Here is a 22,492-nt window from a genome sequence, read left to right as displayed (position 1 = left end):
AGTAAACAGGCCCGTATCATACCGTGTTTTTACCGCTGCGCGTGTGGATTTCGCTCACTGAATAACGAAAAAATCCCGCTATTTTCAATCACAATCATTCGGATACGTGGAAAACCTCTCATCCCGCACTTTTCGTCATTACGGCCTTCGTACTTCGCCAACCATTCCCGTTATGATGACACGCAGGACATGGAACATAAGACAGAAACATAAGGCCGTACAATGGACGATTATTACTGCGACAAACGCGGCTTAGCCGCCTATTTTGAAGCCATGTGGCTGGATAAAGTACGCGCATTGGGTGTGGATGAACCGCTGTCTTCCGCCTCTAAAACCGTGCCTGACAGCTATATCATCTCGCCGTTTTATCCCGCAGCCAGCCAATTTATTATCGCCTGCTGTCAACGTGCCGCGCTCACCCCACACACCTACTTAGAAGTGGGACCGGCATTGGGGCGCACTACCTATGAACTGGCTACCCATTTTCCGTCCTTACACACGGCATGGATTGTTGAGCCTTCCGCCCGCCTATTGAGTTACTTCCAGCACCTATTGTTACAACCGGCCCATTGCACCTTTCCGTACATTGAAAGTATCAATACGCTGGGCCGTTTATCGTTTGATACCACGCCATTGTTTAACGACTGTGCGCATGTGCATTTTCATTGCTTCAATCAGGTGTATACCCCTGACACGTTAATGCACCCTGTCGATCTCACCATTTGCCTGAACGTGTTAGATCAATGCCCGTCACCACAAACCATTGTCGATGGCCTGAAAAAAGACACCCGCTCTGGTGGCGTATTAATACTGTCAAACAGCTATCAATGGCAGAAAAAACACCTGCAAAACCCGGAGGAAGCGGTGGATGACATCAACACTTATTTCAGCCTGGGCGAGTGGGAAAAGTTGGATGAGATAGAGCTACCCTATGCGTTTCGCTTTAATGAGCGCTATTCCAAACTTTTTTGTATTCATGTGGTGGCGTACAAAAAACGTTAATAATCAATAGCTCAATATCGATAAGGCGCAATACGCTGCCGATTCCCAATGTCTAAATGAGATCTACCTCAAACTTTTTGTTGCATGCACAACAAAAATCACTACAATCACACCCATTCCTTTTTGTTGTATGGGTAACAAAATGAAAGAAAACATTTATAAATACGCCATTTACACCGTACTGACACTCACTTTTGGTTTCTCTCTCTTTTTGATCACGGCAGATAACGTCTCTCCATTTACCACACAAGCGACCATGCACCGTGCCGTCGCCAATATCGCGCCTGAAGTCAGCGGTGTGGTGACCAGTGTGAATGTGAAAAACGGCGAAAACGTCCACAAAGGCGATGTGCTGTTTACGATTGACCCTGACGCTTACCAGTTAGCGGTCCGCCAAGCCCAAGCAGAATTGCAACAGGCCAAAGAAGCGTTTGCCGCTAAGCGTCAGGAATTGAACGCTGCAGAGCAAACTTTCGCTCAGCGCCAATTCGAAGCCAGCAATGCCGAGCAAAAGCTCACCCGCTACACCGCCCTGCGCCGCAAAGGTCTGAGCACCCAGCAAGAGTTGGATGACATCAAGCTAAGCGCCCGTGTGGCAGAACGTGCGGTACACGTTGCGCAGGCAGACATGCAACGCCTGCAAGCGGAATTGGCCAATGAAGACACCAATGCGGCGATTGCTCTGGCAGAAGCAAAACTCGACACGGCAGAGTTAAACCTTGCCCACACACACGTGATTGCGCAAACCGATGGCACTATCAGCAACCTGCAATTACAAACCGGGACGTACATCAACCAAGGCAGTGTGGCGATGTTCTTAGTCAGTGAAAATGCCAGCTGGTTAAGCGCTGATTTCAACGAAAAAGGCGTCGCGTATTTGCAGCCGGGTCAGCATGTGCGTATCAGCTTTGATGCCTTGCCAGGTCAGGTATTTGACGGGGAAATCATCAATCAGGATCGCGCCATTTTTGATGCGGCAAACCCAAGCAATCAGCTGTCTACCGTGAGCAATGACAACCGTTGGATCCGCGAGCAACAAAAAATCCGCACACGTATTCACGTAGATAATGCCAATCCAGCCCTGATTTCCGGCTCTCGCGCCAGCGTAATTGTGGAAAATGGCAATGCGGTACTGGATATCGTTGGCGCCTGCTGGATCAAACTGGTCGCGCTGTTCCGTTACATCTACTAACGCACAGCTAGCGCAAAGAACAGGAACTAGGAACTAGGAACTAGGAACTAGGAACTAGGAACTAACCTAGCACGCGACAAACAAAAGCAAACAAGAATGAATAAGGGGAAACGCATGACGCCAGAACAATCACGCCGTAATGAAATACTGCGTATCACCCTGACTGTGACGCTCTGTATGCTGATTGGTAAGTTGTTTAATTTCGGCTCACCGGTGTACTTTGCCCTTTATCCGACCATCATCATGACCAAGGGAAAAGATCACTCCTGGTCCGGGCTGGCCAAAACCTTGTTTCCAACGCTGCTGGCGGCGTCATGCGCGGTGGTAGTGTGTGAAATCTTCGCCGATCACCCTTTTGTGATTTGGACGATCAGTTTGATCTTTTTTGATCAACTGCGCCGCCGTGCAACCACACCCGCCAAACAAGGCGCGATGTTGATGCCAACGTTCAACTGGATTTTGATCATCGTGTTTTCGCAGCACACCAGCATGGACATGCCTGTGCGCATCCATGAAATCTTTTTGGCGATGGTGACCACGGCCATCGTGACCCGTGCAACCGTAACCTTGTTCCCTACCATCAAAAATGGGAAGCCGCCCGTTTTTACGCCGAAACCTGTCAGCTATCAGAACCGTTTGGTTTCATTAGCATTAATTGGCTCAGGGCTGGCTTTTTTGATGCTGGTTGATATGATCTCTGCCACGTTTTGTATGGTGCCGGTCGTGGCGGCTGCCACACAAGCCAACCGTGACAGCTTTATCATGGTGGTCAAACGCCGTTTACTGACCCAAGTCGGAGGCTGTGCCATTGCCGTCTTCTTTACGCTGATGATGGCCGGCCACCAGAATGTGATTGGATACTATGCCCTCGTATTAGGCGGCCTAATTTATTTGATCACTCGCTGGATGGTAAACGCCGAAGGCCCGGCAAAAGATATCCATGCGGATGCGCTGCTGGCCACCTTGTTACCGATCCAACTGTATATCACCAGTAGCGACATGGGATTAGAGAGCACCTTCCTACGTGCGTGGGAACTGACCGTGACCTTGTCAATTTTGTTGATCGTGTTTTACTTAACGCAACCACGACAATCCGTGTCTGCCCCTTCAGAGAGAAATGCCTAATGTCATCGATCACGACTATTCCAGAGCTGGATAACAGCCCTTCGTTCATCATGGGGTTGGCATACAAGCAGTTTCGCACCCTGGCCAGTCAGGCACTGCTGAATGAGTTTGATATTTCGCTGGAGATGTTAGGCGCCATGCGCACCCTGCTTCATCTGGGGGAAGTGCCACAACAAACGCTGGCGGAAGCGCTGCGTCGTGAGCGCTCTGTCACCAAGCGCCTGGTCGATAACTGCATCAAGCGCGGCTTGTTAGAAGCCAAGAAAAGTGTGAACAACAAAAAAGCGCGCTATTTGGTGATCACCGATAAAGGCCGCCAAGTGAAGGCCGACGCAGATGCTCGCCTGCAACAGATCATCGCCGACTTTTTTTCCCCGCTGACACCGGAAGAATTAAAGACGCTGCACAGCCTGTGCACCAAACTGATCCAAAAGGACATGCTGCTGGGCAGTGATTAACATGCTCATGTCGAGTTTCGAGCAACATAAAACAAAACAGGCGACCTCGGTCGCCTGTTTTCGTGATGTTATCTAAATGCGATCACGTGAACGCGATTTCGTGAACTCGATTAAGCGCTGGCCATGCCCCATTTCAGATCATCGTCCAACACTTCCATCGCATCATCCAGGTAAGATTCCACCTGCTCTTCCACCATGCTGTCTGGCTCTTCAAAGAAGGCAATGTGGAAAATCGCATCCCCTTCATTGACCAATGGCAACGTCTGCTGGCCGATCACGATACCGCCTTGTGGCGCAATCACGGTTTCTTCTTTACTGCCTGATGGATCGCTGATGGTAGCAATCACCTGCTTCTTGTCCACTTTCGCGCCCAGCGCCACGTGTGAACGCAACAAGCCGTCAAAATCAGCACGTACCCAGCGAGTTGCACGCGGTACAACCGGATCCGGCAATTTCTTACTGTGACCGGTACGCAGCATTTTCAGGTGACGCATCACACGCAGTACGCCTTTCACGCCCGCGCCCACCGCATGCGGATCTAAACGCAGCGCTTCACCGGCTTCCATGGTGATCACCGGAATGTTGAACTCTTCTGCCGCCGCGCGCAGCGAGCCATCACGCAACGTGGCATCCACCACCACCGGCGAACCAAAAGCCATCGCCATTGCTTTGGCTTCTTCATTGGCTAAGTTCGCACGAATTTGTGGCAAGTTGGTACGGTAAATTGCGGCTGTGTGCAAATCCACCACGTGGGTACAGCGGCGCACTACCTGATTGAAATAATGGTAAGCCATACGACCGGCAATCGAACCGCGCTCAGAACCCGGGAAGCAACGGTTCAGGTCGCGACGGTCTGGCAGGTAACGGGACTTATGAATAAAGCCGAACACGTTCACCACTGGCACAGCAATCACGGTGCCGTGCAGTTTCTTCAGGTCGATACGGTCAATCACCTGACGAGTAATCTCTACCCCGTTCAATTCATCACCATGAATGGCCGCGTTTACCAACAAAACAGGACCGGGAAATTTACCGTGTAGGATCTCAACCGACACAGATAACGGTGAGTGGGTGTACAGGCGTGCAATTTCCAGCTCACAGTTGCCACGCTGACCCGGCTGTACTGTCACTCCACCAAATTCAAAAGGAGGTTGTGCTGTTTTCTTGACCATTATGTGTAATCCTTTATTTCATTTTGCTTATGGAATATACCGTAATAATGCGACATTAATACCGTAAGAATATCGCAAGGCATGCTATGATTGCCGCCAATAATGTTGCGCAACACAGCCATTTCCATCTATTCATGTGTTAAGACAATATACCTCGATTGTAAAAATATTTAGCACTCTTTATGGGCTAAATAATTTTATCGTCTTGATTGAAAATATTTATTTCTGACTGTTTAGGCCATCCCTTATGATGCCTTTTTCTGTCAATTCCTTTGGCATTTTCAGCTCTCCGGCAATATGAAAAAAATTACCCTATTACTCTCCACCTTGTTGTTATCTGCGTGTGTTCAACAACCTACGCAACCTACGCAACCTGCACCGCCTTGCGTGTGTAATGAACCTCCGGTTTATGAAAAACCGTACGAACCGACTGTGCCACCGCAACCGGAAGACGATAAGCCGTCTGCCGACCAACAAGCGATGGAAAAGTTATTTGCTTATTTAGCCCAACAAGTAAAAAAGCAATGGGGTGATGACGAATATCTCGAAGCCGGTAAACACCGTTATGTGAAATACATTGATGGTTACCGTACTCGTGCCCATATTGATTTTGAAGCGGGTAAGATTTACGTCTCAACCGTGTCGCAATATCAGCCACAAGAAAAGCTGCAAGACGCCATTGTACAAACCTTGCTGATGCCGGCCGATCCTAAATACGCCGAACTGTTCAGTGATAAAAATATTACGCTCACCGGCAAGCCTTTCCTGCTCGGTCAGGTCGTGGATCAGGATGGCAAGCCGATTGAATGGCAGTGGCGCGCAAACCGATTTGCGGAATACCTGCTGGCGAACAAGCTACAATCTAAAACCATTAAGCACGGTAAAGCCTACTATGTGGAAATCGACATGGTGGACGATCACCTCAGTCAGCGTGAATACCAGTACGCTCATCTGATCCGTGATGCCGCGAAACGTTATAACCTAAGTGAAGATTTGATCTACGCGGTGATCAAAACCGAAAGTAGTTTTAACCCTTACGCCGTTAGCCATGCTGGCGCGTACGGTTTAATGCAGGTGATCCCAAAAACCGCCGGTGCCGACGTGTTTAACTTGGTGAAGAAAAAGCCGGGCATTCCGACCAAGGAATACTTGTTTGATCCGGCCAATAACATTGATACCGGCGCAGCGTATTTCCATATCCTGAAAACCCGCTATTTGCGTGATGTGAAGAACCCGACGTCGCTGCACTTCAGTATGATTTCAGCCTACAACGGCGGGACCGGCGGCGTGCTGTCGACCTTCCACCCTGACCGTAAAGTGGCAATGAATAAACTGAACAGCTTGCAACCTAAACAGGTGTATGACGCCTTAACCACGCAGCACCCGAAAGGCGAAGCCCGCCGCTACGTGCAGAAGGTCTTGTATTTCCAGAAAGACTTTAACGAAGGCAAACTGTAAGCCTTCATTGTTACTGACAGCAATAAAACACAACGCCCCGACCATTTGTTCGGGGCGTTTTTCTATGCACGATACAGGCGCGATTTGATGCACAAAGATATTTAATCTCCGCCGCCGCCCCCATCAGAGCCACCACCATCACTGTCACTGCCTGCCCAGAAACTGTCACCCCGCCCAATGGATGACGACGATGAATAAGAGGAAGAGTAGGAAGAAGACGGCGACGCATATGACGTCAACGTAGAGGTGGTGAAGTCTTGGTTATTTTCAAACACAGTCTCCGCGATTTCCATCCGCATATCACGGTAGTGGCAGGTTTCACACATGCCATGCGCATGAATACGCTCAAATTCTTGCGGCGAACAATACATCGCATAAGCATAACAGTGATCATGACTGTCAGAGAGTGCGCCCTTTTTGACAAAGTGATGCTTATGCAGTGCATCATCGACTTGCGCTTGTGTGTAGTGCTTTCGATAACCCACGGTTTGTTTCAGCTCTAACGACAACAACTTGGCATAGCGACGCAGTTTCCGTTTTTTCAAATACGCACGCAGCATAATCTCTCCTTGTGAATGCGTGTTGCTGCTCACGGTAACCTAACCTTTTCCTTTTTGGTGCCTCTTTCGTCGCGACCTTTCGAGTCACTTCACATAAGCACCAGCACATACACTTCAGATACATTCACTCAATAAAATTCACATTACAGGGTTATATTTCAGCCAGTAACACAAAACAGTTTAATTCATCCACATCAATCGCTAGAATCCAGCACCTTATTCATCCACCAGCCAGTTTTTAGCATGATCGATCTCTCCATTTTACCTGTGTACCTGACAGCCGTTTTTGCCCTTCTGTTAATCCCTGGGCCGGATATGTTACTGATTGCCAGCTCCAGTTTGAGCTACGGTAAAAAAGTCGGTGTCTTTGCCAGCTTGGGCAATGCGACTTCTGGATTGATCCTGACCATGCTTGCGGCAATGGGCGTGTCTGCCCTGATCGCCATGAATCCTATCGCCCTGCAAGTGTTACGCGTACTGGGTGGTGCTTATCTGCTAAAAATGGGCTGGGACTGCATGCGCACCTCGCCGTCTGACGCGCCTGAGCTGGAACAAAGTAACAGCCTGGCGGCAACCTTGTACCGCCGCGCCGTGATCAGCAACCTGCTAAACCCAAAAGCGTTGATCTTCTTCGTGCTGTTCCTGCCACAGTTTGTATCCACGCAAGTATCCGCAACCTCTGGCGAACAAATGCTGGTGTTGGGCCTGCTACTGAACGTATTGGGTCTGCTGTTTAACCTGTTCCTTGTGACCATGGTCGGCAGCCTTGGCCAACCACTACTAAAGAACGAGAAATTCCGTACCAATCAGCACAAATTCATGGGCCTGATTTTCTTCGTGCTCGCCATTTGGCTATTGGCTTCACAAGTACCAAGCGTGGCTTAATGGTGAGGTAACGCGAAAAGCATGATGATCAAAAAAGCGCGCTCTGAGTTTTACCTCGGGGCGCGCTTTTTTATGTCTGTGTTTTTCTATGGCTGACTTATGGAGCCATACGACTTAGCCAAGTTATCACTGTGCTTTGTTACGGTTCGCCAGATAATCATCTTGCAGAATGTACATGCGTTTAATATCGCAGTATGCACCGTTGATAAAGATCTCTTTCACCAAGTGACCTTCTTCAATAAATCCGCAGTCTTCATACAGATGAATGGCTTTTTCATTAGTCACGGTCACATGCAAATACACTTTGTGCAAATTCAAAATGGTGAAGGCGTAGTTCAATGCTTTGTTGATAAGACTGCGGGCATAACCGCAACCTTGGTAATCAGGCGCAATGATGATTTGGAATTCTGCGTTGCGGTGAATAGTGTTGATTTCCACCAATTCCACCAAACCAATCGCCTGCTTATCGATGGTTTCTGCAATGAAGCGACGTTCGTTGCTGTCGTGGATGTGCTTACGGAACAGCTCTTCCAGTTCATAGTACGACTCATACGGTTCTTCAAACCAGTAAGCCATGATTGAACGGTTGTTGTTCAGTTGATGAATAAAGCGAAGGTCAGTTTGCTCAAGCGCGCGTAGTCGGATTTCATTATCCATGTCACGTTCCATTTATAAATATAATTATGTAAACAGCATCAAATCCAGTTCCTTATGCTGCGAGTGACAAAATAGCACCATTATTCGTGGTGAGAAATATTTTTTTAACCCTTTTTTACAGTAATGTCGATTTCCACCTAATTAGATGACATATTTTCACTTCGTCAACTTCAACCACTTCCCATATATACCCCTCGCGCATTTATAGAGTTATATAACCACGTTATAACTACCTCCCCCCATCCTGAAACGGTAGCCTTTTTTCCTGCGGAAGGTTGCCAATCTTCATGACGAACTCATGAATATCCAGCCCCCCTCTGGCTCACTTTTTCATGAATTTATCGCCCAATACACAATGCTTAAATCATTCACGTTAAATTTCACTGCAACGATTGTGGCTGTCATCATTGGCTTCGTCACCATGATGCCCTTGGAACGGGTCGGTGCCATCTCAGATACGGCTGACATCAATGCCATCTCAGGGCTATTGGCATTAAGTGTCTTTTTTCTGAGTGGTAACGCCAGTTTCCGAGGTTTTAAAGAGGTCATGGCATGATCAACACGACTCACGATCTGTTCGATATCGTCGCGCGCTATGCGATCGACTTTTCTTATCGCTATTCGATAAATGTCTGTGATATGACTATCTCGTTCGATACACGACATAATCAAGGATTAAAAACCGTTATCGTTCACCATAATCCGACGATGTATCATCCTTGGGAGATTGATCTAATCTTCAGCGATGCTAAAACGTGGGCATATGCGACTGACACGCTACCGTCTTTCCACCCCTTATTTGCCAAAGGGGAAGACGAAGTGGGGCGCTTATATGGTGTATTCAAAACAATGCCTGCCGAGATTGAAGTGTATTTACTCAAAATCACCCGAGATATGCAGCCTTTAGATATCTCGACCTATCAAAGCATGTCTTATTGTTAATTATCTTTCTCTTTATGACGCAGGCGTTGCTCTCTTTCAAACCGTCTAACTCGCTAAAAACCAACCATCTTCACTCGCTTCTGCTGCTGTTCCAGCCAATTATCGTGATTTGGGCCAAGAAAATTGAACTAAATCACAGTTTGGGTTACTCATTGATATACGGTGAATTCTGCCAAGGTCGATTTTTCCGCTGATGCCTTGCAAGCCTGACACACGGCAGACAATTGGCGAATAAAAATCAATTACATTGATCACGACCTTGAAAACTGGATACGCAATCCACATATATCAAAAAAGATGAATAAAAGCGTACATTGTCGCCCCACGTGCACGAGCCCCCAACCTTATTTAGCATCCTATTGAGAGCCGGTACGCGTCGCGTTGAACGCTGAAGGATAATTATGATTACTCACGTTGGCATTATCGATCAGGATCCTGTAAGACTGATCACCCCTCTTCTTGACCACGGCATTCCGGCCGACAAGATGATTTTCATTGGTACGGAATCACAGCGCGATCAGTATGAACGCCTCGCTTCGATTTTGACCCCACGCAACATCGCCGCAGAATTCTGCATCATTCCCGACTCCATCAATATCACCTGCATTCGCGCCCGCATTGTTGAACTCGCTGAAACCCTGAAAGAAGAAGGCAACGAAGTGTGGTTTAACGCCAGCTGTGGCCTGCGTCACCGCCTGTTGTCTGCCTATGAAGTCTTCCGCACTTACCACTGGCCGATTTACGTCATTGAGCCATTCAGTGATGAAATGTGTTGGCTGTACCCTGCTGGCCGTCCACAGCAACAAGTGGAAGACCGCATTCAGCTTACTGACTACTTAACCATTTTCGGTGCGCGCAGCGAACTGCCTGAGCACAATGTGCCAGAAGCCTTAAATGAGCAGTTGTGGGAACTCGGACAACGTTGGGCAAGTTCTGCGCTGGAATTAGGCCCAGGCCTTGCCACACTGAACTACTTGGCGACAACGTGTCGTAAAGAGCAAAAACTGGATGTGGAACTGAGCGAGAAGCAGCAAGGCTATAAAGAGCTCAATACGCTGCTGACGGATCTGGAAGAGACGGGTCTTGCGACTTACCACGACGGCATTCTGACCTTTAAACATGAAGAAGCACGCCGCTTTGCCAACGGTGAATGGCTGGAGAACTTGGTTCACAGCACCGTGCGTGCGATTCAAAACGATTTGCCGACCATTCAGGACCACTCTTTGGGCGTACAGGTTTACCGTAAAATCGGCGAACGTGAAGTACGTAACGAGCTTGATGTCGCGACTGTCGTGAATAACAAGCTGCACATCATTGAATGTAAGACCAAAGGCATGCGTGATGATGGTGATGATACCCTGTACAAACTGGAATCATTGCGTGACTTGTTAGGCGGCCTGCAAGCCCGTGCGATGTTGGTGAGCTTCCGTCCACTGCGCCACCATGACTTGGTACGCGCACAAGATTTGGGCTTAGCCATCATCGGTCCTGAGCAATTGGGCGATCTGCAAAGCCATCTGTATGACTGGTTTAAAGCCGCCGGCGGCCAGGCACATAAAATCATGGGTGACTGTACGGTTGGCGATTGCTAATACTGGCATCAACACCTAGCACCAACTCTCCAAAGCCAGCGTATCGACGCTGGCTTTTTTGTGCCTGCATTTACGTCGCAACAAGATCGCCCCCTCTGTTATCGTTATCGCAGACATAAAAAAATCAGCACCGAAGTGCTGATTTTAGCCGGCGAGCTGACCGGAGAAGACGCTTACGTTCCTAATAACTATGCTTAAAAAACCATTCCTAAAAACGTAGACGTAAATGTATCAATTACAGTAGACGACGCGCAGCATCGACCACGATCTTGATAGAACGGGTTTCTGCTTCTTTCAATGTGGCGTGGTCTGGCGTTTCTTTTTGTGTACGGTTGATGATCACACCCGCCACACAACCTGCACGTAGGCCAGAACTTGCACACATGGTCAGCAACGTCGCTGATTCCATTTCAAAGTTCAGTACGCCCATGTCCTGCCACTCTTTCATCGAGCCCTGGAAACGGCGCACCACACGGCCAGAGAATGTGTCGTAACGCTCTTGGCCTGGGTAGAAGGTATCGCTTGATGCAGTCACACCGGTGTGTACCGTTGCACCCGCTGCATCACACGCTTCTTTCATTGCTGTCGCAACGGTAAAGTCAGCGACTGCTGGGAATTCCATTGGGGCAAAGTGCAGGCTAGCACCGTCAAGACGTACAGAGCCTGTGGTCACAATCATTTCACCCACATTGATGTTTGGCTGAATAGCCCCTGTTGTACCCACGCGAAGGAAAGTACGTACACCCAACTGTGCCAATTCTTCTACGGCAATAGAGGTAGATGGACCACCGATACCGGTTGAACATACCACAACAGATTTTCCATCCAATTTCGCGCGGTAAACCGTGTATTCACGTGAGCTGGACAGGAACTCTGGGTTATCCATCAGATTCGCGATTTTTTCAACACGTGCTGGGTCGCCTGGAATAATAGCCAGCTCAGCACCGTTAAGATCAGCTTTGTTCACGCCAAGGTGGAAAACTGCGTTGTCAGACATAGTGGTATCCTTTTTTTATCATTGCCGCAGAGAGGGTAAGAGAAAATATGCAGCATCTGCTTCATAAAACACCCGTTAACGATAGCCCATCCCACCACACCTTTAAGTGACAACAATCACATTTAATGAAAAACATTGATTTTCATTTTTCACACTTAGGTGATCTAAGTCACATTAAATCGATTGCATTTGCCTTTTGTCACAGTTTTTGTCGCTTTTTGTTCACATCTTAGCCGGATTGTTTTGCGCCTTGATAAACACTTTTTATGGTACACACATGACACATTTTGCTTGACTCTAATTCGGTTCTCGCCAATTCTTCCGGCTCTTTTCTTCCTCTTCTTTTGGAGTATGTACCCAACATGTTGGACTTTGCCTTACTGGCCGTTTTTATTCCGACCTTTTTCTTCGTTTCCGTCACACCAGGGATGTGTATGACCTTGGCGATGACCCTCGGCATGACCATTGGGGTACGACGTAGCTTACCGATGATGTGGGGTGAGCTGATTGGTGTGGGCTTGGTGGCCGTTTCTGCGGTGATCGGTGTCGCGGCTATCATGCTGAACTACCCGGCGATCTTCTTCTTCCTTAAATATGCCGGCGGTGCCTACCTGTTCTGGCTGGGTATTCAAATGTGGCGTTCACGCGGCAAACTGGCGATTCCGGATGATTTGGATGCCGAAGTCGACACCGCACCAAGCGCGCTGGCACTGCAGGGCTTTGTCACTGCCATTGCGAACCCGAAAGGTTGGGCATTTATGATCTCCCTGCTGCCTCCGTTCATTAATACACAAAAAGACATGGCGCCGCAGTTGACGGTACTGGTGTCGATCATTCTGGTGACGGAATTTATCTGCTTGGTACTCTACGCCAGTGGCGGCCGTACCCTGCGTAAGTTCCTGCAACAACGCGGCAATGTACAGCTACTGAACCGCATTGCGGGCTCCATGATGATGGGTGTGGGCGTATGGTTGGCCGCTGGCTAATCATCACTACTACTAAATAACTATTTCAAGCGCCGAGAGAGCGAACTCTCGGCGCTTTTTATTTATCAAAAACGGCCAAATGGGGTGGTGATTGAACCATAAAAAAAGAGGAAAAGTTCAGGCACGTTCGTCCCCTCACTTATTCCTCTTCTTTCAACGATAATAGTTAATTATCGTTTCTTGAATCGTACTGCAGTACCGCTGACACTGACCATCATCATGCTGCCGCCTTGACCGACAACCTCATAATCAATATCAATCCCGACAATACCGTCTGCCCCTAAAGCGAGGGCATTGGCTTCCATCTCAGCGAGCGCAATATTACGTGCTCGTCCCATTTCTTCTTCATAAGCGCCAGAACGGCCACCAATGACATCCCGAATTGAGCCTAAAATATCTTTAAAGATATTCGCACCTAAAATCGCTTCGCCTACCACGATATCCAAATACGTTTCAATTTCCTTACCATCAACTGTTGACGTTGTTGTTTTTAACATACCTGCTCCATGTCGTTTTTACTTGAAATAAATCATTGTTTACAAAAATTTTTATCCAAGTCGTCACGGAATCTGTCTTCACACAAGTCTGTCGTATGCAACCCAACCGCTGATGCATGCATCCTACTAAAGCCGTATCGCTCTGACCATTCCCGAAAAAATCACCTACGCGTATATTGCGACGCTATTCACTGCGAATACGCTTTATGTTTCCTAAACAAAACACGCGCCCCCGAAGGCACGCGTGTTTTGTCGTTACTTAACCTTTAGATCGCCTTTACTTAGCTTTCCACTGGCGTTTACTCATCATACTTAAACTTCAGCAAACGCAGCGCATTCAGCGTTACCAAAGCCGTGGCACCACTGTCGGCCATCACCGCCACCCATAAGCCCGTCATACCAAGCAAAGTAGTAATAAGGAACAAGCCTTTTAAACCCAGTGCTAATGCGACATTCTGGCGGATATTGTTCAGGGTCGCTTTTGACAAGGCGATCATCATTGGCAGTTCCGCCACACGGTTGTGCGTCAGCGCGGCATCAGCGGTTTCCAGCGCCACATCGGTGCCTCCGCCCATTGCAATACCGATCGAGGCCGTCTTCATGGCAGGCGCATCATTAATGCCATCACCGACCATTGCTACATTACGTGTCTGGTTCGCCAATTCCACCAGTTTCACTTTGTCTTCAGGGAGCAATCCGGCCTTAAAATCAATACCGATTTCACCGGCAATGGCCGCCGCTGCGCGCGGGTTGTCACCGGTCAGCATCACCGTATGAATCCCCATCGCCTGTAAAGCTTTGACCGCTTTAGCACTGTCTGGACGCAAATTATCACGCCATGCAATCAAGCCAACCGGCTGCGCATTACGCAATGCCACCACCAAGGTTTTCCCTTCGCCTTCTAAATCGAAGGCTTGAGCCGATTGAGCTTCGGTCAGCGTAATACCTTCCGGCAGGCGATCGGCCGCGACTAACATCACGGTATCACCGTCAATCACCCCTTGGATCCCACGGCCCGCTAAGGCTTGGCGATCCATGGCTTCGGTCACGCTCAGGCCACGTTGTTGCGCCGCATTCACAACCGCTTGTGCCAAAGGATGCGCAGAGCCCATTTCTACCGCTGCCGCTTGTTGCAGCAAGCGATCATCATCCCCATCCCAACTCACCAAGTCGGTCATCACGGGTTTGCCTTCGGTCAGGGTGCCGGTTTTATCAAAGGCCACGGTTTGGATATGGCCTAATTGCTCGAGTGCCGCCCCACCTTTAATCAACGCCCCACGACGGGTTGCCGCCGCCAAGCCAGAAGTAATAGCCGCCGGAATGGAAATCACCAACGCACACGGACAGGCAATCAACAACAGGGTTAAGCCTTTGTATAACCACTCATCCCAAGATTGACCGAATAACAGTGGCGGGATCACCACCACCAGCGCCGCCAGCACAATCATTGCGGGGGTATACCAACGACTGAAGCGATCCACAAAACGCTCTAACGGTGCTTTGCGCGATTCCGCATCTTCAATCAAATGCAAGATACGGTCGATGGCATTTTCCCCTTGCTCAGAGATAATCCGCAGACGTACCACTTTATCGGCCACCAGGGCCCCTGCCATCACTTGTTCGCCTTTCAGACGCTCTACCGGCACAGACTCACCGGTGAGGGCACTTTCATCAAAGCTTGCGCTACCCTCTAACAGCTCAACATCGGCTGGCAAACGGCCACCCGGCGCCACTTCAATCACATCACCCGGTTGCAAGGTATTCGCCGCGACCAGCTTGTAAGTACCGTCCGGCAATACCACCTTGGCTTCTTCCGGCACCAAGGCCATGAGGGCTTTTACTCCGCTGCGAGCTTTGGCTGACGCATAACCTTCCAGCTGCTCACCAATCAAAAACAGCAGCAACACCATCGCCGCTTCTGCGGTTTCCCCGAGATACAAGGCACCGATCGCCGCCACACTCATTAAAGTTTCAATGGAAAATGGCGAGCCGTTTTTTGCCGACGCAATGGCTTTACGCACAATCGGGACTAAGCCAAACAAGGTGGTAGCGGTAAAAGCCATCAATCCCCACTCCGGGGAATAGCGGTTTAACACCGACGCGATAGCCATCATGGCGGCAATGACAATCACAGGCAGGTTCGCCTGCCAGAACGACGACGTCGCATCATCGCTATTTTGTTCAGTGGTGATTAAACGAAATCCGGTTTGCTGGGTTTTTCGCACAATAGCGTCAGACAATGAGGCTGACTGACAATGCACAACCAGTTTTTCGGTGGCAAACATCACTTTCGCTGACACAACGCCCTCTAACGAGGCGACCGCTTTTTCCAACTTACGGGCACAACTTGGGCAGTCCATCCCAGCCACTTTCCAGCTTAACGTTGCGCTGTAACTGCCTGGTATCGTTGCTGATGTATCCTCTTCTTGTACATCCTCTAATGAACACGTACCAGTATGTGAATGCGTATGATCATGATGCGATGAAGCTGCATGAACATAGTCATGAACATAGTCATGAACATAGTCATGAACATGATCATCATTGGCAGAGGACTGAGTCGAAGAAGAGGTCGAAGAACAGGCCGATGAGGAACAACAAGACGAAGAAGCCGCTGTATCGGCGGAAGTGATTTTTGTTACCTTGAAAGTTCGACCGGAAGCGGGTTCTTCATCGCCGGCAAGTTCACCCTCAGCGGTCGGCCCATGATTGGCCACCACTGGCGAAGAAGCTGTTGCCGTCTGACAACTGCCCGTAGCACAGCACGTTTCTGTTTGGGTGTTATTCTCGACAACGACCGTGGCGGATGAAGCCGCTTGTGGCGCTGCCGCATGAACGTGGAACTTCTTATTATTGCATTGTGCACACATGGGCACTCTCCTTGTAGTAAATGCTGATGAGACGTTTCATCATTACACTCACTATAAACCTTGGAGCTAAGTCCAAGGTCAAGGTGATTTCGCATCTTTATATACCTTTTATTACCATGACAGCAGATGGATAAAAACGACATCAAACAAAATGCACACAAACCGCCCACAATAACAGCAGTTTGTGTGATTTTTACCACCACTAGTTGAATTAACCTCACACAAACACAAAAAAAACAACATTAACACCACTTATTATCTCTATATAGTTCTAAAAAACAAAAAATAAGTACGACTTTTCATTCATTTATAAATAAATGAAAATTACTATTTAATGATATAATTGCAGCACAATAATTCATGAGAAAACAATGAAAAGTGATAGCAGTACATTTAATGTGAATGCGTACCCATTAAAAAAAGTAAAGTAGTTGCAATTGCGACAGATAAATATTTAACGCCTGTCGTATCTTTTCCAGACCAACGTTACTTACCTCATAATAACATTCCTAAATTTGGACAAGACATCTCCTATGCATATAGAAAAAACTCACCAAAAAACTATTCAACTGGTGATAACATTAATAAAAAATTCCCAGATACCATCTAAAATTACGCTTTGTATTTTATGATGTATTTGGGTTAGATGACGAAGACCTAGTTGAATATGGTGCATCTTCTGATAGTTGAATGAATAGTGATGCTTCAATCGGGATCACTGCATGGTGGCAATTACAACATCAATATGCTTATGCTCCTTTGGTTACTCGTATTATTGTCGATAAGACCTATGAGGTTCCTACCCTATGAACGCATCAACAAAAGTAAAAAAACTGTTCAACTCAATAATATTAGGTATAACTTTCTCCCCTGCCATTTATATTATCTTAGGCGCTTTGGTTGGTTTTTCAACATTATTTTCAATAATAATGTTGCCGCCATATTTAATTTCAACAACACTAATAATATACATAAGACTTTACAAAAGTAACATTAGACTAGCGCATAGAGTAGTAGAATCAATAAGTCTGTGCTTTGTCTTGTTTTTCATCCTCATAATATCAGATTACAATTTACAAAGTGATATAGAACGTATTAAAGCGATAATATTATTCTCATCAATATCTACTCTATTTTGGTTTGTATTTTTTTCAATTTCAAACAAAAGAAACCGTTCATAAATACCGAATCCAAGATTATGAGAGTTTGGTATTTTAGTTTCACGATAAATATAAACAATCAGCCGCACAAGGCGGCTGATGACAGTGAATGAATAATGGCACGAGATCAAATCTTAAAACACATCAACCTCATGTTGACGAGGGCTCGATGAGCGAATTAACAACTCACGGGGCGTGTTCTCCGGTGACGTCAAAGCATTCGTACTCGTCACATACATCAGCATGCTGCAAGCGGTATAGGTTTGCTGTAACGCATCGATTGACACCCCATAATCTTCCACCAATGAAATTTCAAATGGTGAATGGGCAGGGTTAATATTTGCTGAGGTCAAAGCATCAATATACGTCACCGTGCCATCCACTTTATCACAAGTGAGGCTGTACAAATCTACATCAAAGGTGTGATTAATCTCTTCAACCCACTCGACCACCACAGTGTCAGATCCATCATGCTGTCCTGCCGATGCAATAAATACCGGTGTCGCCAAGTGTTCAATCGCCTTGCTTGCAATTAAATCACCACCACGGTACCACTCAATGTCATACACCGGTGCGCCATAAGGCACGTCCGGAAATACCGTCATGTCTTGGGTTGCATGAAGTATGTCGGCTTCATATTCTTTCCCATCTGCACGAATAATGAGCCTTTCGTCACGATGGGGATATAAAGCCCCTGCCGCCGAGGCAAACAATGCACGAGGTTGCAGTTTATAATCTGGTGAAACAGTGAGGTGTACATTGACCGTTATCTCATCGGTTCCATAGGCACAGGTCATTGTCGAGCTACCTGCACACGTTGCGCCTACACCACCGGTATTGCCACCACCTGTATTACCGTCAGCAGAATCCCCGCCACCACCGCCGCCTCCACAGGCAGAGAGTAATAGTGCTATTGAGGCCACGCTGGCCAATGTCAGTCCTTGCTTCATCATGGTCATCCTTCTTATTGTTTTTGTTGGTCGCAGTTACGATAAGTGAATTCCATGCTACACAAGTTACTTGAATGTTAATAACAATCCTGTGTGACAAACCCCACAAATCATTCTATAAATTGCTGTTAAATCTATAATTTATTTGCATATCACCCATCTTTTTTTGACACAAAAGTTTTATCTGATCGTGGCAAAGATCAACCACGAAAATCTCCGCGTTTGACGTATGTCCCTTATTGATAGTTAGCGTTATAATCTTCGGCTTTTCTTCACCCTCTACAGATAGATTCACTGAAGCGAACCATGAGCCGAAAACCAGACCGATCCACGGCAATGATACAAATCATTGAGCAAGTGAAAGATGAGTTTCCGCTGTACGATGCGGATACATTCAAGTGTGGGCCAGACAACAGTTGCATTGGCTGTCCGAAAAAACTGATGGAAATGGTGGAAACGGAAGTCTCATATTGGGAGTTTGCGATTCAACGCGGCGAGGTGCCGACGTTTGATGAGATCAACCGCTTTGGCAAGATGTGTAAGAACATTAAACGTGGGTTAGTACGCAATAATATCATGGCGGCGTGATCACGATAACAACGCGACACCCGATACAAAAAAAGCAGGCTAATGCCTGCTTTTTGTCTTTATATGCCTGATGTTTTAAACGGTTAGCTTAAACGGCGGAACACCACACTGTTGTCGAGAATGTCCATCCATGGCTGGTAATCCAACCCCATGTCGAACACATACTCGGTAAGCAGACTGCGTGCTGTCATCAACAAGGTATCTGCTCGCCAAGGCTTCTCAAAGTAACTTTCAATGCGCGCACGGTTAATCGCCGCGATGGTGTCCTGATGGGTCGCTTGTCCGGTCAACAGTACTTTTTTAGTGTGAGCAAAACGTGGATCCTGAGAGATCTCCGTCAGCAATTCCACCCCGGTTTTTCCTGGCATCACGTGGTCAGAAATCACCAACGCCACAAACTCGCCTTCTGCATCCAGCTCATCCATTAATTCCAACGCTTCATCGGCTGATTCACAGTCTTCAACGTGGAAAAAATCATTCAGCGGCGACAGATCTTTCAATACGGCGCTCAGTACTTCCCTCTGGTCATCTACACAGATGATATTTAGTTTGTCCATAACCATCCCTTACGCGATTGGCAGTTTAATACGAAATTTGGTTTTCTCTGGGTCGCTCTTCAGTGCGATGGTGCCACCATAACTGTGGACAATCCGCTGCACGATAGACAGCCCCAAGCCTAAGCCGAACGATAAGCCGCCCTTCTTGGTGGTAAAGTTCGGTTGAAACACTTTTCGGCGCGTGGCCTCATCAATCATCGGCCCGTTATTGCTAATGGTGATCAGCAGGCGATTCTTGGAATAGCGAGTAATGATTTCGATCTGCGGGTGTTCGGTCTCTTCCATCGCATCACAGGCATTTTTGATGATATTCACCCACACCTGTACCAGCTCGGTGGTACTGGCCGTAATAGGCGGTAGAATCGCCGGTCGCAAGACGACATCGACCCGACGCAGATTACTTTGCAATAATGATAGCGACTTATGGATGGTGTCGTTCACGTCCACATCCGGTTGGCGTGCCGTGTCTGTGCCCCCCAATTGCTTCACCGAACGCACAATACTGGTCGCATGTTTAGCCGCCAGACGCATGTCATGCAGGTCACGGCCCATGTCCCAGTATTGCAAGGCTTCATCCACATTCTTGAGCCAAAAATCCGGCACCTCACCTTCCGGTAATGCGCGAGCTAGTTGACGTGCCTGATCTCGGCCTAAGCCCATATCTTGCTGCAACTGCTTGGCACGCTGACGCACTTCAGCCGAGGTCGCCGACTGACCGGTGCAAATCCCCAAATCCAAAAAGGGACTGACATGGGGTTTGCTCTCATCCAGAATACGACAGATGCCGTTTTGCAAGCCTTCCGTTTTGCTGCTTAGCACACCCACCGCATTGTTCAGCTCATGGGCGATACCCGCCGCTAACTGACCCAAGGTCGTCATCTGCTCAGCGGCATACAGCTGTTGCAGTGCCTTTTCCTTTTCAATGGCTTGCAAGCCAGTCAGCATTTGACGGCGAGCCAGCTCATGCACCATTACGGGCATGAACTGCTCACTGAGTGAGCCGTAGGTTTCCGGCTCAACCGGTTGTGTCTCGAGATCGATCCACGCCAGCTCACTGTCTTTTTCCGCAATCACCGTGGTTGACGCCATCAGGGTTTGGGCAAAGAAACTGTGGACGCCGAAAAACATCCCTTGTTCAACCCGAAACACCTTGGCGGTCATCTCACTGTCATCGTCAGTATTGAGGTAACCCGACAGCTCGCCTTTTTTCACCCAATACAGCTTGTCGTTATAACCATCCTGAGACAGCACATGCGTACCCGCTTTCACGGCCGTTGTACGTGCAGGATCCCTGAAATAGACATCGACAATACGCTGTAAGGCTTTTGGTTGATGCATGGTGACTCTCTTAAATATGGTCAATCAGGTGAAGAAGCCAAATCATGGCAAAGCTCAATGCCACACCGACCACACCCACAATCACACCAACGCGTGCCATCTGGTTACTTTCCACATGACCGGTAGCGTGTGCCAAGGCGTTCGGTGGCGTACTGATTGGTAACGACATACCCAGAGATGCAGCAAAGGTCACCACCAAGATCAATGTCACTTCGCCACCCAGCGGCACGAGTGAGGTCATTGAGGTACCCAATGCAGCCATGATTGGCATCAACAAGTTCGCGGTTGCCGTGTGCGACATAAAGTTTGCCATCAACAAACACAACAGCGCTGAGCCGCCCAATACCACGTACGGCGAGAAGTCATCAAACGGAATGCTGTGCACTACCAGCCTTGCCAAACCGGTTTGATCCAGTGCCAAGCCCAGTGCGATACCCCCCGATACCAGCCACAACACATCCCAAGAAATCTTCTTCAAGTCTTCTTTATTGATGATGCCGGTCAGTGAGAACACGGCCACAGGGATCAGCGCGACGGTATAGGAGTTCATGCCGTGAGTAGAGCCCATCAGCCACAAAATCACGGTCAGTGCGAAGGTCACATACACGGTGATGGCTTTCGGCGTTTTCAGGAACTGGCCTTTAATGGTCAGCTCAATTTTTTCCTGCTTTGCTGGGTACAAGGCATTGATCAATGCCCACGCAAACACCAACAGTACAGCCACAAATGGCACACCGAAGAACATCCACTCACCGAAGGTGATCAGGTTTTCGCCGGTCAGGTATTTCAGGGCAATGGCATTCGGCGGGGTACCGATTGGGGTACCAATACCACCGATGTTCGCCGCCACAGGAATACACAAAGCAAACGCAATTTTACCCGGGTCTTTCTGTCCAAAAAGGGCAATCACAGGGGCTAGGATGGACAGCATCATCGCGGTCGTTGCGGTGTTCGACATGAACATGGAGAAAATCGCAGTGATCAGCATCAAACCAAACATCACGTATTTCGGCTGGTTACCAAACGGACGCAGCAATACACGCGCCAAGTTCACATCTAAACGGTATTTGGTCGCTGCCATGGCCAGGAAAAATCCCCCCAAGAACAGCATGATGATTGGGCTAGCAAAGGTCGCCATGATGTCGTTGTATGCCAACAACTCTCCGAAATGTGGTTCACCTTCCCCACTACGGAATAAGAACAAGCCTTTGTTTGATAACAGCAAGAGTTCGAGCACGATGATCACCACCGAGGTGGCGTAGATCGGAATGGGCTCCATGACCCAACACAAAGCTGCAAGCAAGAAGATGGCAATCACTCGTTGTTGTACCACCGTTAAACCTTCAACGGGGAAGGCAGAGGCAGGTAACAACAGAATAATGAGTGGAATGAGGATGGGTACGATGTACCGAAGATACTGACGCATGTTGGCATTATTCCCTTAAAACACAAAAAAAGAGGTGCCTGACGCTGACTTCGTCCTTTGGTATGCCATCAAGAGGGGGA

21 protein-coding genes are annotated in these 22,492 nt (G+C 48.1%); 11 read left to right on the top strand and 10 right to left on the bottom strand.

Annotated elements, in window-relative coordinates:
* Window positions 1-222 precede the first annotated feature (222 nt).
* The 4 genes from ABT58_RS00405 to ABT58_RS00390 all read left to right on the top strand — a co-directional run bounded on the left by ABT58_RS00405 (window position 223) and on the right by ABT58_RS00390 (window position 3,777).
* Window positions 223-1,002, top strand: coding sequence for a hypothetical protein (locus ABT58_RS00405; RefSeq protein ID WP_047872380.1), 780 nt, complete (start codon window positions 223-225; stop codon window positions 1,000-1,002).
* A gap of 142 nt (window positions 1,003-1,144) precedes the next feature.
* Window positions 1,145-2,194 (top strand): HlyD family secretion protein, encoded by a 1,050-nt coding sequence (locus ABT58_RS00400; RefSeq protein WP_047872489.1) that lies wholly within the window; start codon window positions 1,145-1,147, stop codon window positions 2,192-2,194.
* Window positions 2,195-2,290: 96 nt separating this feature from the next.
* On the top strand, window positions 2,291-3,319 hold the full coding sequence (locus ABT58_RS00395; protein WP_047872379.1) for a DUF2955 domain-containing protein: 1,029 nt from the start codon (window positions 2,291-2,293) through the stop codon (window positions 3,317-3,319).
* The gene (locus ABT58_RS00390; RefSeq protein WP_047872378.1) at window positions 3,319-3,777 is read left to right on the top strand and encodes a MarR family winged helix-turn-helix transcriptional regulator; all 459 of its coding nucleotides are present in this window, start codon (window positions 3,319-3,321) and stop codon (window positions 3,775-3,777) included. The genes ABT58_RS00395 and ABT58_RS00390 overlap by 1 nt, the downstream gene beginning before the upstream one ends.
* 110 nt (window positions 3,778-3,887) lie before the next feature.
* Here the strand turns inward: ABT58_RS00390 and ABT58_RS00385 are convergent, their stop codons facing one another.
* Window positions 3,888-4,949, bottom strand: a complete 1,062-nt coding sequence (locus tag ABT58_RS00385) for a succinylglutamate desuccinylase/aspartoacylase family protein (protein ID WP_047872377.1) — start codon at window positions 4,947-4,949, stop codon at window positions 3,888-3,890.
* A 297-nt stretch (window positions 4,950-5,246) separates the two neighbouring features.
* On the opposite strand from ABT58_RS00385, the gene mltC reads away from it, so the two are divergent.
* Complete coding sequence (mltC, locus tag ABT58_RS00380) at window positions 5,247-6,407, top strand: membrane-bound lytic murein transglycosylase MltC (RefSeq protein ID WP_047872376.1); 1,161 nt, start codon at window positions 5,247-5,249, stop codon at window positions 6,405-6,407.
* Window positions 6,408-6,508: 101 nt separating this feature from the next.
* Here the strand turns inward: mltC and ABT58_RS00375 are convergent, their stop codons facing one another.
* Window positions 6,509-6,967, bottom strand: a complete 459-nt coding sequence (locus ABT58_RS00375) for a DUF6559 family protein (protein WP_047872375.1) — start codon at window positions 6,965-6,967, stop codon at window positions 6,509-6,511.
* Window positions 6,968-7,210: 243 nt separating this feature from the next.
* Between ABT58_RS00375 and ABT58_RS00370 the strand changes: the two genes are divergently transcribed.
* Window positions 7,211-7,852 (top strand): LysE family translocator, encoded by a 642-nt coding sequence (locus ABT58_RS00370; RefSeq protein ID WP_047872374.1) that lies wholly within the window; start codon window positions 7,211-7,213, stop codon window positions 7,850-7,852.
* A 126-nt stretch (window positions 7,853-7,978) separates the two neighbouring features.
* Here ABT58_RS00370 and speG read toward each other — a convergent pair whose 3' ends face one another.
* Complete coding sequence (gene speG, locus ABT58_RS00365) at window positions 7,979-8,509, bottom strand: spermidine N1-acetyltransferase (RefSeq protein WP_047872373.1); 531 nt, start codon at window positions 8,507-8,509, stop codon at window positions 7,979-7,981.
* A gap of 298 nt (window positions 8,510-8,807) precedes the next feature.
* Here speG and ABT58_RS00360 point away from each other — a divergent pair, with 298 nt between their 5' ends.
* From ABT58_RS00360 to ABT58_RS00350, 3 genes are all read left to right on the top strand, one after another.
* On the top strand, window positions 8,808-9,065 hold the full coding sequence (locus ABT58_RS00360) for a hypothetical protein (RefSeq protein ID WP_047872372.1): 258 nt from the start codon (window positions 8,808-8,810) through the stop codon (window positions 9,063-9,065).
* Entirely contained in the window at window positions 9,062-9,451 is a 390-nt protein-coding gene (locus ABT58_RS00355) for a hypothetical protein (protein WP_047872371.1), read from the top strand. Before ABT58_RS00360 ends, ABT58_RS00355 begins: the two co-directional genes overlap by 4 nt.
* Before the next feature lie 401 nt (window positions 9,452-9,852).
* Window positions 9,853-11,043 (top strand): Card1-like endonuclease domain-containing protein, encoded by a 1,191-nt coding sequence (locus ABT58_RS00350; protein WP_047872370.1) that lies wholly within the window; start codon window positions 9,853-9,855, stop codon window positions 11,041-11,043.
* Between the two features lie 235 nt (window positions 11,044-11,278).
* Here ABT58_RS00350 and udp read toward each other — a convergent pair whose 3' ends face one another.
* Window positions 11,279-12,040 (bottom strand): uridine phosphorylase, encoded by a 762-nt coding sequence (gene udp / locus ABT58_RS00345; RefSeq protein ID WP_047872369.1) that lies wholly within the window; start codon window positions 12,038-12,040, stop codon window positions 11,279-11,281.
* A 365-nt stretch (window positions 12,041-12,405) separates the two neighbouring features.
* Between udp and ABT58_RS00340 the strand changes: the two genes are divergently transcribed.
* Window positions 12,406-13,026: a LysE family translocator gene (locus ABT58_RS00340; RefSeq protein ID WP_229821782.1), complete on the top strand. Its 621-nt coding sequence runs from the start codon at window positions 12,406-12,408 to the stop codon at window positions 13,024-13,026.
* A gap of 170 nt (window positions 13,027-13,196) precedes the next feature.
* Here the strand turns inward: ABT58_RS00340 and ABT58_RS00335 are convergent, their stop codons facing one another.
* The 3 genes from ABT58_RS00335 to ABT58_RS00320 all read right to left on the bottom strand — a co-directional run bounded on the left by ABT58_RS00335 (window position 13,197) and on the right by ABT58_RS00320 (window position 18,506).
* The gene (locus ABT58_RS00335; protein WP_047872367.1) at window positions 13,197-13,523 is read right to left on the bottom strand and encodes a heavy metal-binding domain-containing protein; all 327 of its coding nucleotides are present in this window, start codon (window positions 13,521-13,523) and stop codon (window positions 13,197-13,199) included.
* A 299-nt stretch (window positions 13,524-13,822) separates the two neighbouring features.
* Window positions 13,823-16,393 carry a zinc/cadmium/mercury/lead-transporting ATPase gene (locus ABT58_RS00330; RefSeq protein ID WP_047872366.1) on the bottom strand — a complete coding sequence of 857 codons (2,571 nt, stop codon included), beginning with the start codon at window positions 16,391-16,393 and terminating at the stop codon, window positions 13,823-13,825.
* Between the two features lie 1,294 nt (window positions 16,394-17,687).
* Window positions 17,688-18,506 (bottom strand): hypothetical protein, encoded by an 819-nt coding sequence (locus tag ABT58_RS00320; RefSeq protein ID WP_146147229.1) that lies wholly within the window; start codon window positions 18,504-18,506, stop codon window positions 17,688-17,690.
* A 303-nt stretch (window positions 18,507-18,809) separates the two neighbouring features.
* On the opposite strand from ABT58_RS00320, the gene ABT58_RS00315 reads away from it, so the two are divergent.
* The gene (locus ABT58_RS00315) at window positions 18,810-19,091 is read left to right on the top strand and encodes a hypothetical protein (RefSeq protein WP_047872363.1); all 282 of its coding nucleotides are present in this window, start codon (window positions 18,810-18,812) and stop codon (window positions 19,089-19,091) included.
* 83 nt (window positions 19,092-19,174) lie between these two features.
* Here the strand turns inward: ABT58_RS00315 and ABT58_RS00310 are convergent, their stop codons facing one another.
* Genes ABT58_RS00310 through ABT58_RS00300 form a run of 3 tightly spaced genes read right to left on the bottom strand, consistent with a single transcriptional unit; the run spans window position 19,175 to window position 22,412 of the window.
* Entirely contained in the window at window positions 19,175-19,648 is a 474-nt protein-coding gene (locus ABT58_RS00310) for a response regulator (RefSeq protein ID WP_047872362.1), read from the bottom strand.
* Between the two features lie 9 nt (window positions 19,649-19,657).
* Window positions 19,658-20,986, bottom strand: coding sequence for an ATP-binding protein (locus tag ABT58_RS00305; protein WP_047872361.1), 1,329 nt, complete (start codon window positions 20,984-20,986; stop codon window positions 19,658-19,660).
* A gap of 10 nt (window positions 20,987-20,996) precedes the next feature.
* Entirely contained in the window at window positions 20,997-22,412 is a 1,416-nt protein-coding gene (locus tag ABT58_RS00300) for an SLC13 family permease (protein ID WP_047872360.1), read from the bottom strand.
* Between the last annotated feature and the right edge of the window lie 80 nt (window positions 22,413-22,492).

Source organism: Photobacterium aphoticum (assembly GCF_001029435.1).
Classification (GTDB): Bacteria; Pseudomonadota; Gammaproteobacteria; order Enterobacterales; family Vibrionaceae; genus Photobacterium; species Photobacterium aphoticum.
This window is presented reverse-complemented; position numbering and strand designations above follow the sequence as displayed.

Coding starts and splice junctions, on each gene's coding strand:
- ABT58_RS00335 (WP_047872367.1), bottom strand. CDS start 13,523: ATGTTAAAAACAACAACGTCAACAGTTGATGGTAAGGAAATTGAAACG.
- ABT58_RS00350 (WP_047872370.1), top strand. CDS start 9,853: ATGATTACTCACGTTGGCATTATCGATCAGGATCCTGTAAGACTGATC.
- ABT58_RS00310 (WP_047872362.1), bottom strand. CDS start 19,648: ATGGACAAACTAAATATCATCTGTGTAGATGACCAGAGGGAAGTACTG.
- ABT58_RS00390 (WP_047872378.1), top strand. CDS start 3,319: ATGTCATCGATCACGACTATTCCAGAGCTGGATAACAGCCCTTCGTTC.
- ABT58_RS00385 (WP_047872377.1), bottom strand. CDS start 4,949: ATGGTCAAGAAAACAGCACAACCTCCTTTTGAATTTGGTGGAGTGACA.
- ABT58_RS00395 (WP_047872379.1), top strand. CDS start 2,291: ATGAATAAGGGGAAACGCATGACGCCAGAACAATCACGCCGTAATGAA.
- ABT58_RS00300 (WP_047872360.1), bottom strand. CDS start 22,412: ATGCGTCAGTATCTTCGGTACATCGTACCCATCCTCATTCCACTCATT.
- ABT58_RS00405 (WP_047872380.1), top strand. CDS start 223: ATGGACGATTATTACTGCGACAAACGCGGCTTAGCCGCCTATTTTGAA.
- mltC (WP_047872376.1), top strand. CDS start 5,247: ATGAAAAAAATTACCCTATTACTCTCCACCTTGTTGTTATCTGCGTGT.
- ABT58_RS00360 (WP_047872372.1), top strand. CDS start 8,808: ATGAATATCCAGCCCCCCTCTGGCTCACTTTTTCATGAATTTATCGCC.
- ABT58_RS00320 (WP_146147229.1), bottom strand. CDS start 18,506: ATGATGAAGCAAGGACTGACATTGGCCAGCGTGGCCTCAATAGCACTA.
- ABT58_RS00400 (WP_047872489.1), top strand. CDS start 1,145: ATGAAAGAAAACATTTATAAATACGCCATTTACACCGTACTGACACTC.
- ABT58_RS00375 (WP_047872375.1), bottom strand. CDS start 6,967: ATGCTGCGTGCGTATTTGAAAAAACGGAAACTGCGTCGCTATGCCAAG.
- ABT58_RS00355 (WP_047872371.1), top strand. CDS start 9,062: ATGATCAACACGACTCACGATCTGTTCGATATCGTCGCGCGCTATGCG.
- ABT58_RS00315 (WP_047872363.1), top strand. CDS start 18,810: ATGAGCCGAAAACCAGACCGATCCACGGCAATGATACAAATCATTGAG.
- udp (WP_047872369.1), bottom strand. CDS start 12,040: ATGTCTGACAACGCAGTTTTCCACCTTGGCGTGAACAAAGCTGATCTT.
- ABT58_RS00370 (WP_047872374.1), top strand. CDS start 7,211: ATGATCGATCTCTCCATTTTACCTGTGTACCTGACAGCCGTTTTTGCC.
- speG (WP_047872373.1), bottom strand. CDS start 8,509: ATGGATAATGAAATCCGACTACGCGCGCTTGAGCAAACTGACCTTCGC.
- ABT58_RS00330 (WP_047872366.1), bottom strand. CDS start 16,393: ATGTGTGCACAATGCAATAATAAGAAGTTCCACGTTCATGCGGCAGCG.
- ABT58_RS00305 (WP_047872361.1), bottom strand. CDS start 20,986: ATGCATCAACCAAAAGCCTTACAGCGTATTGTCGATGTCTATTTCAGG.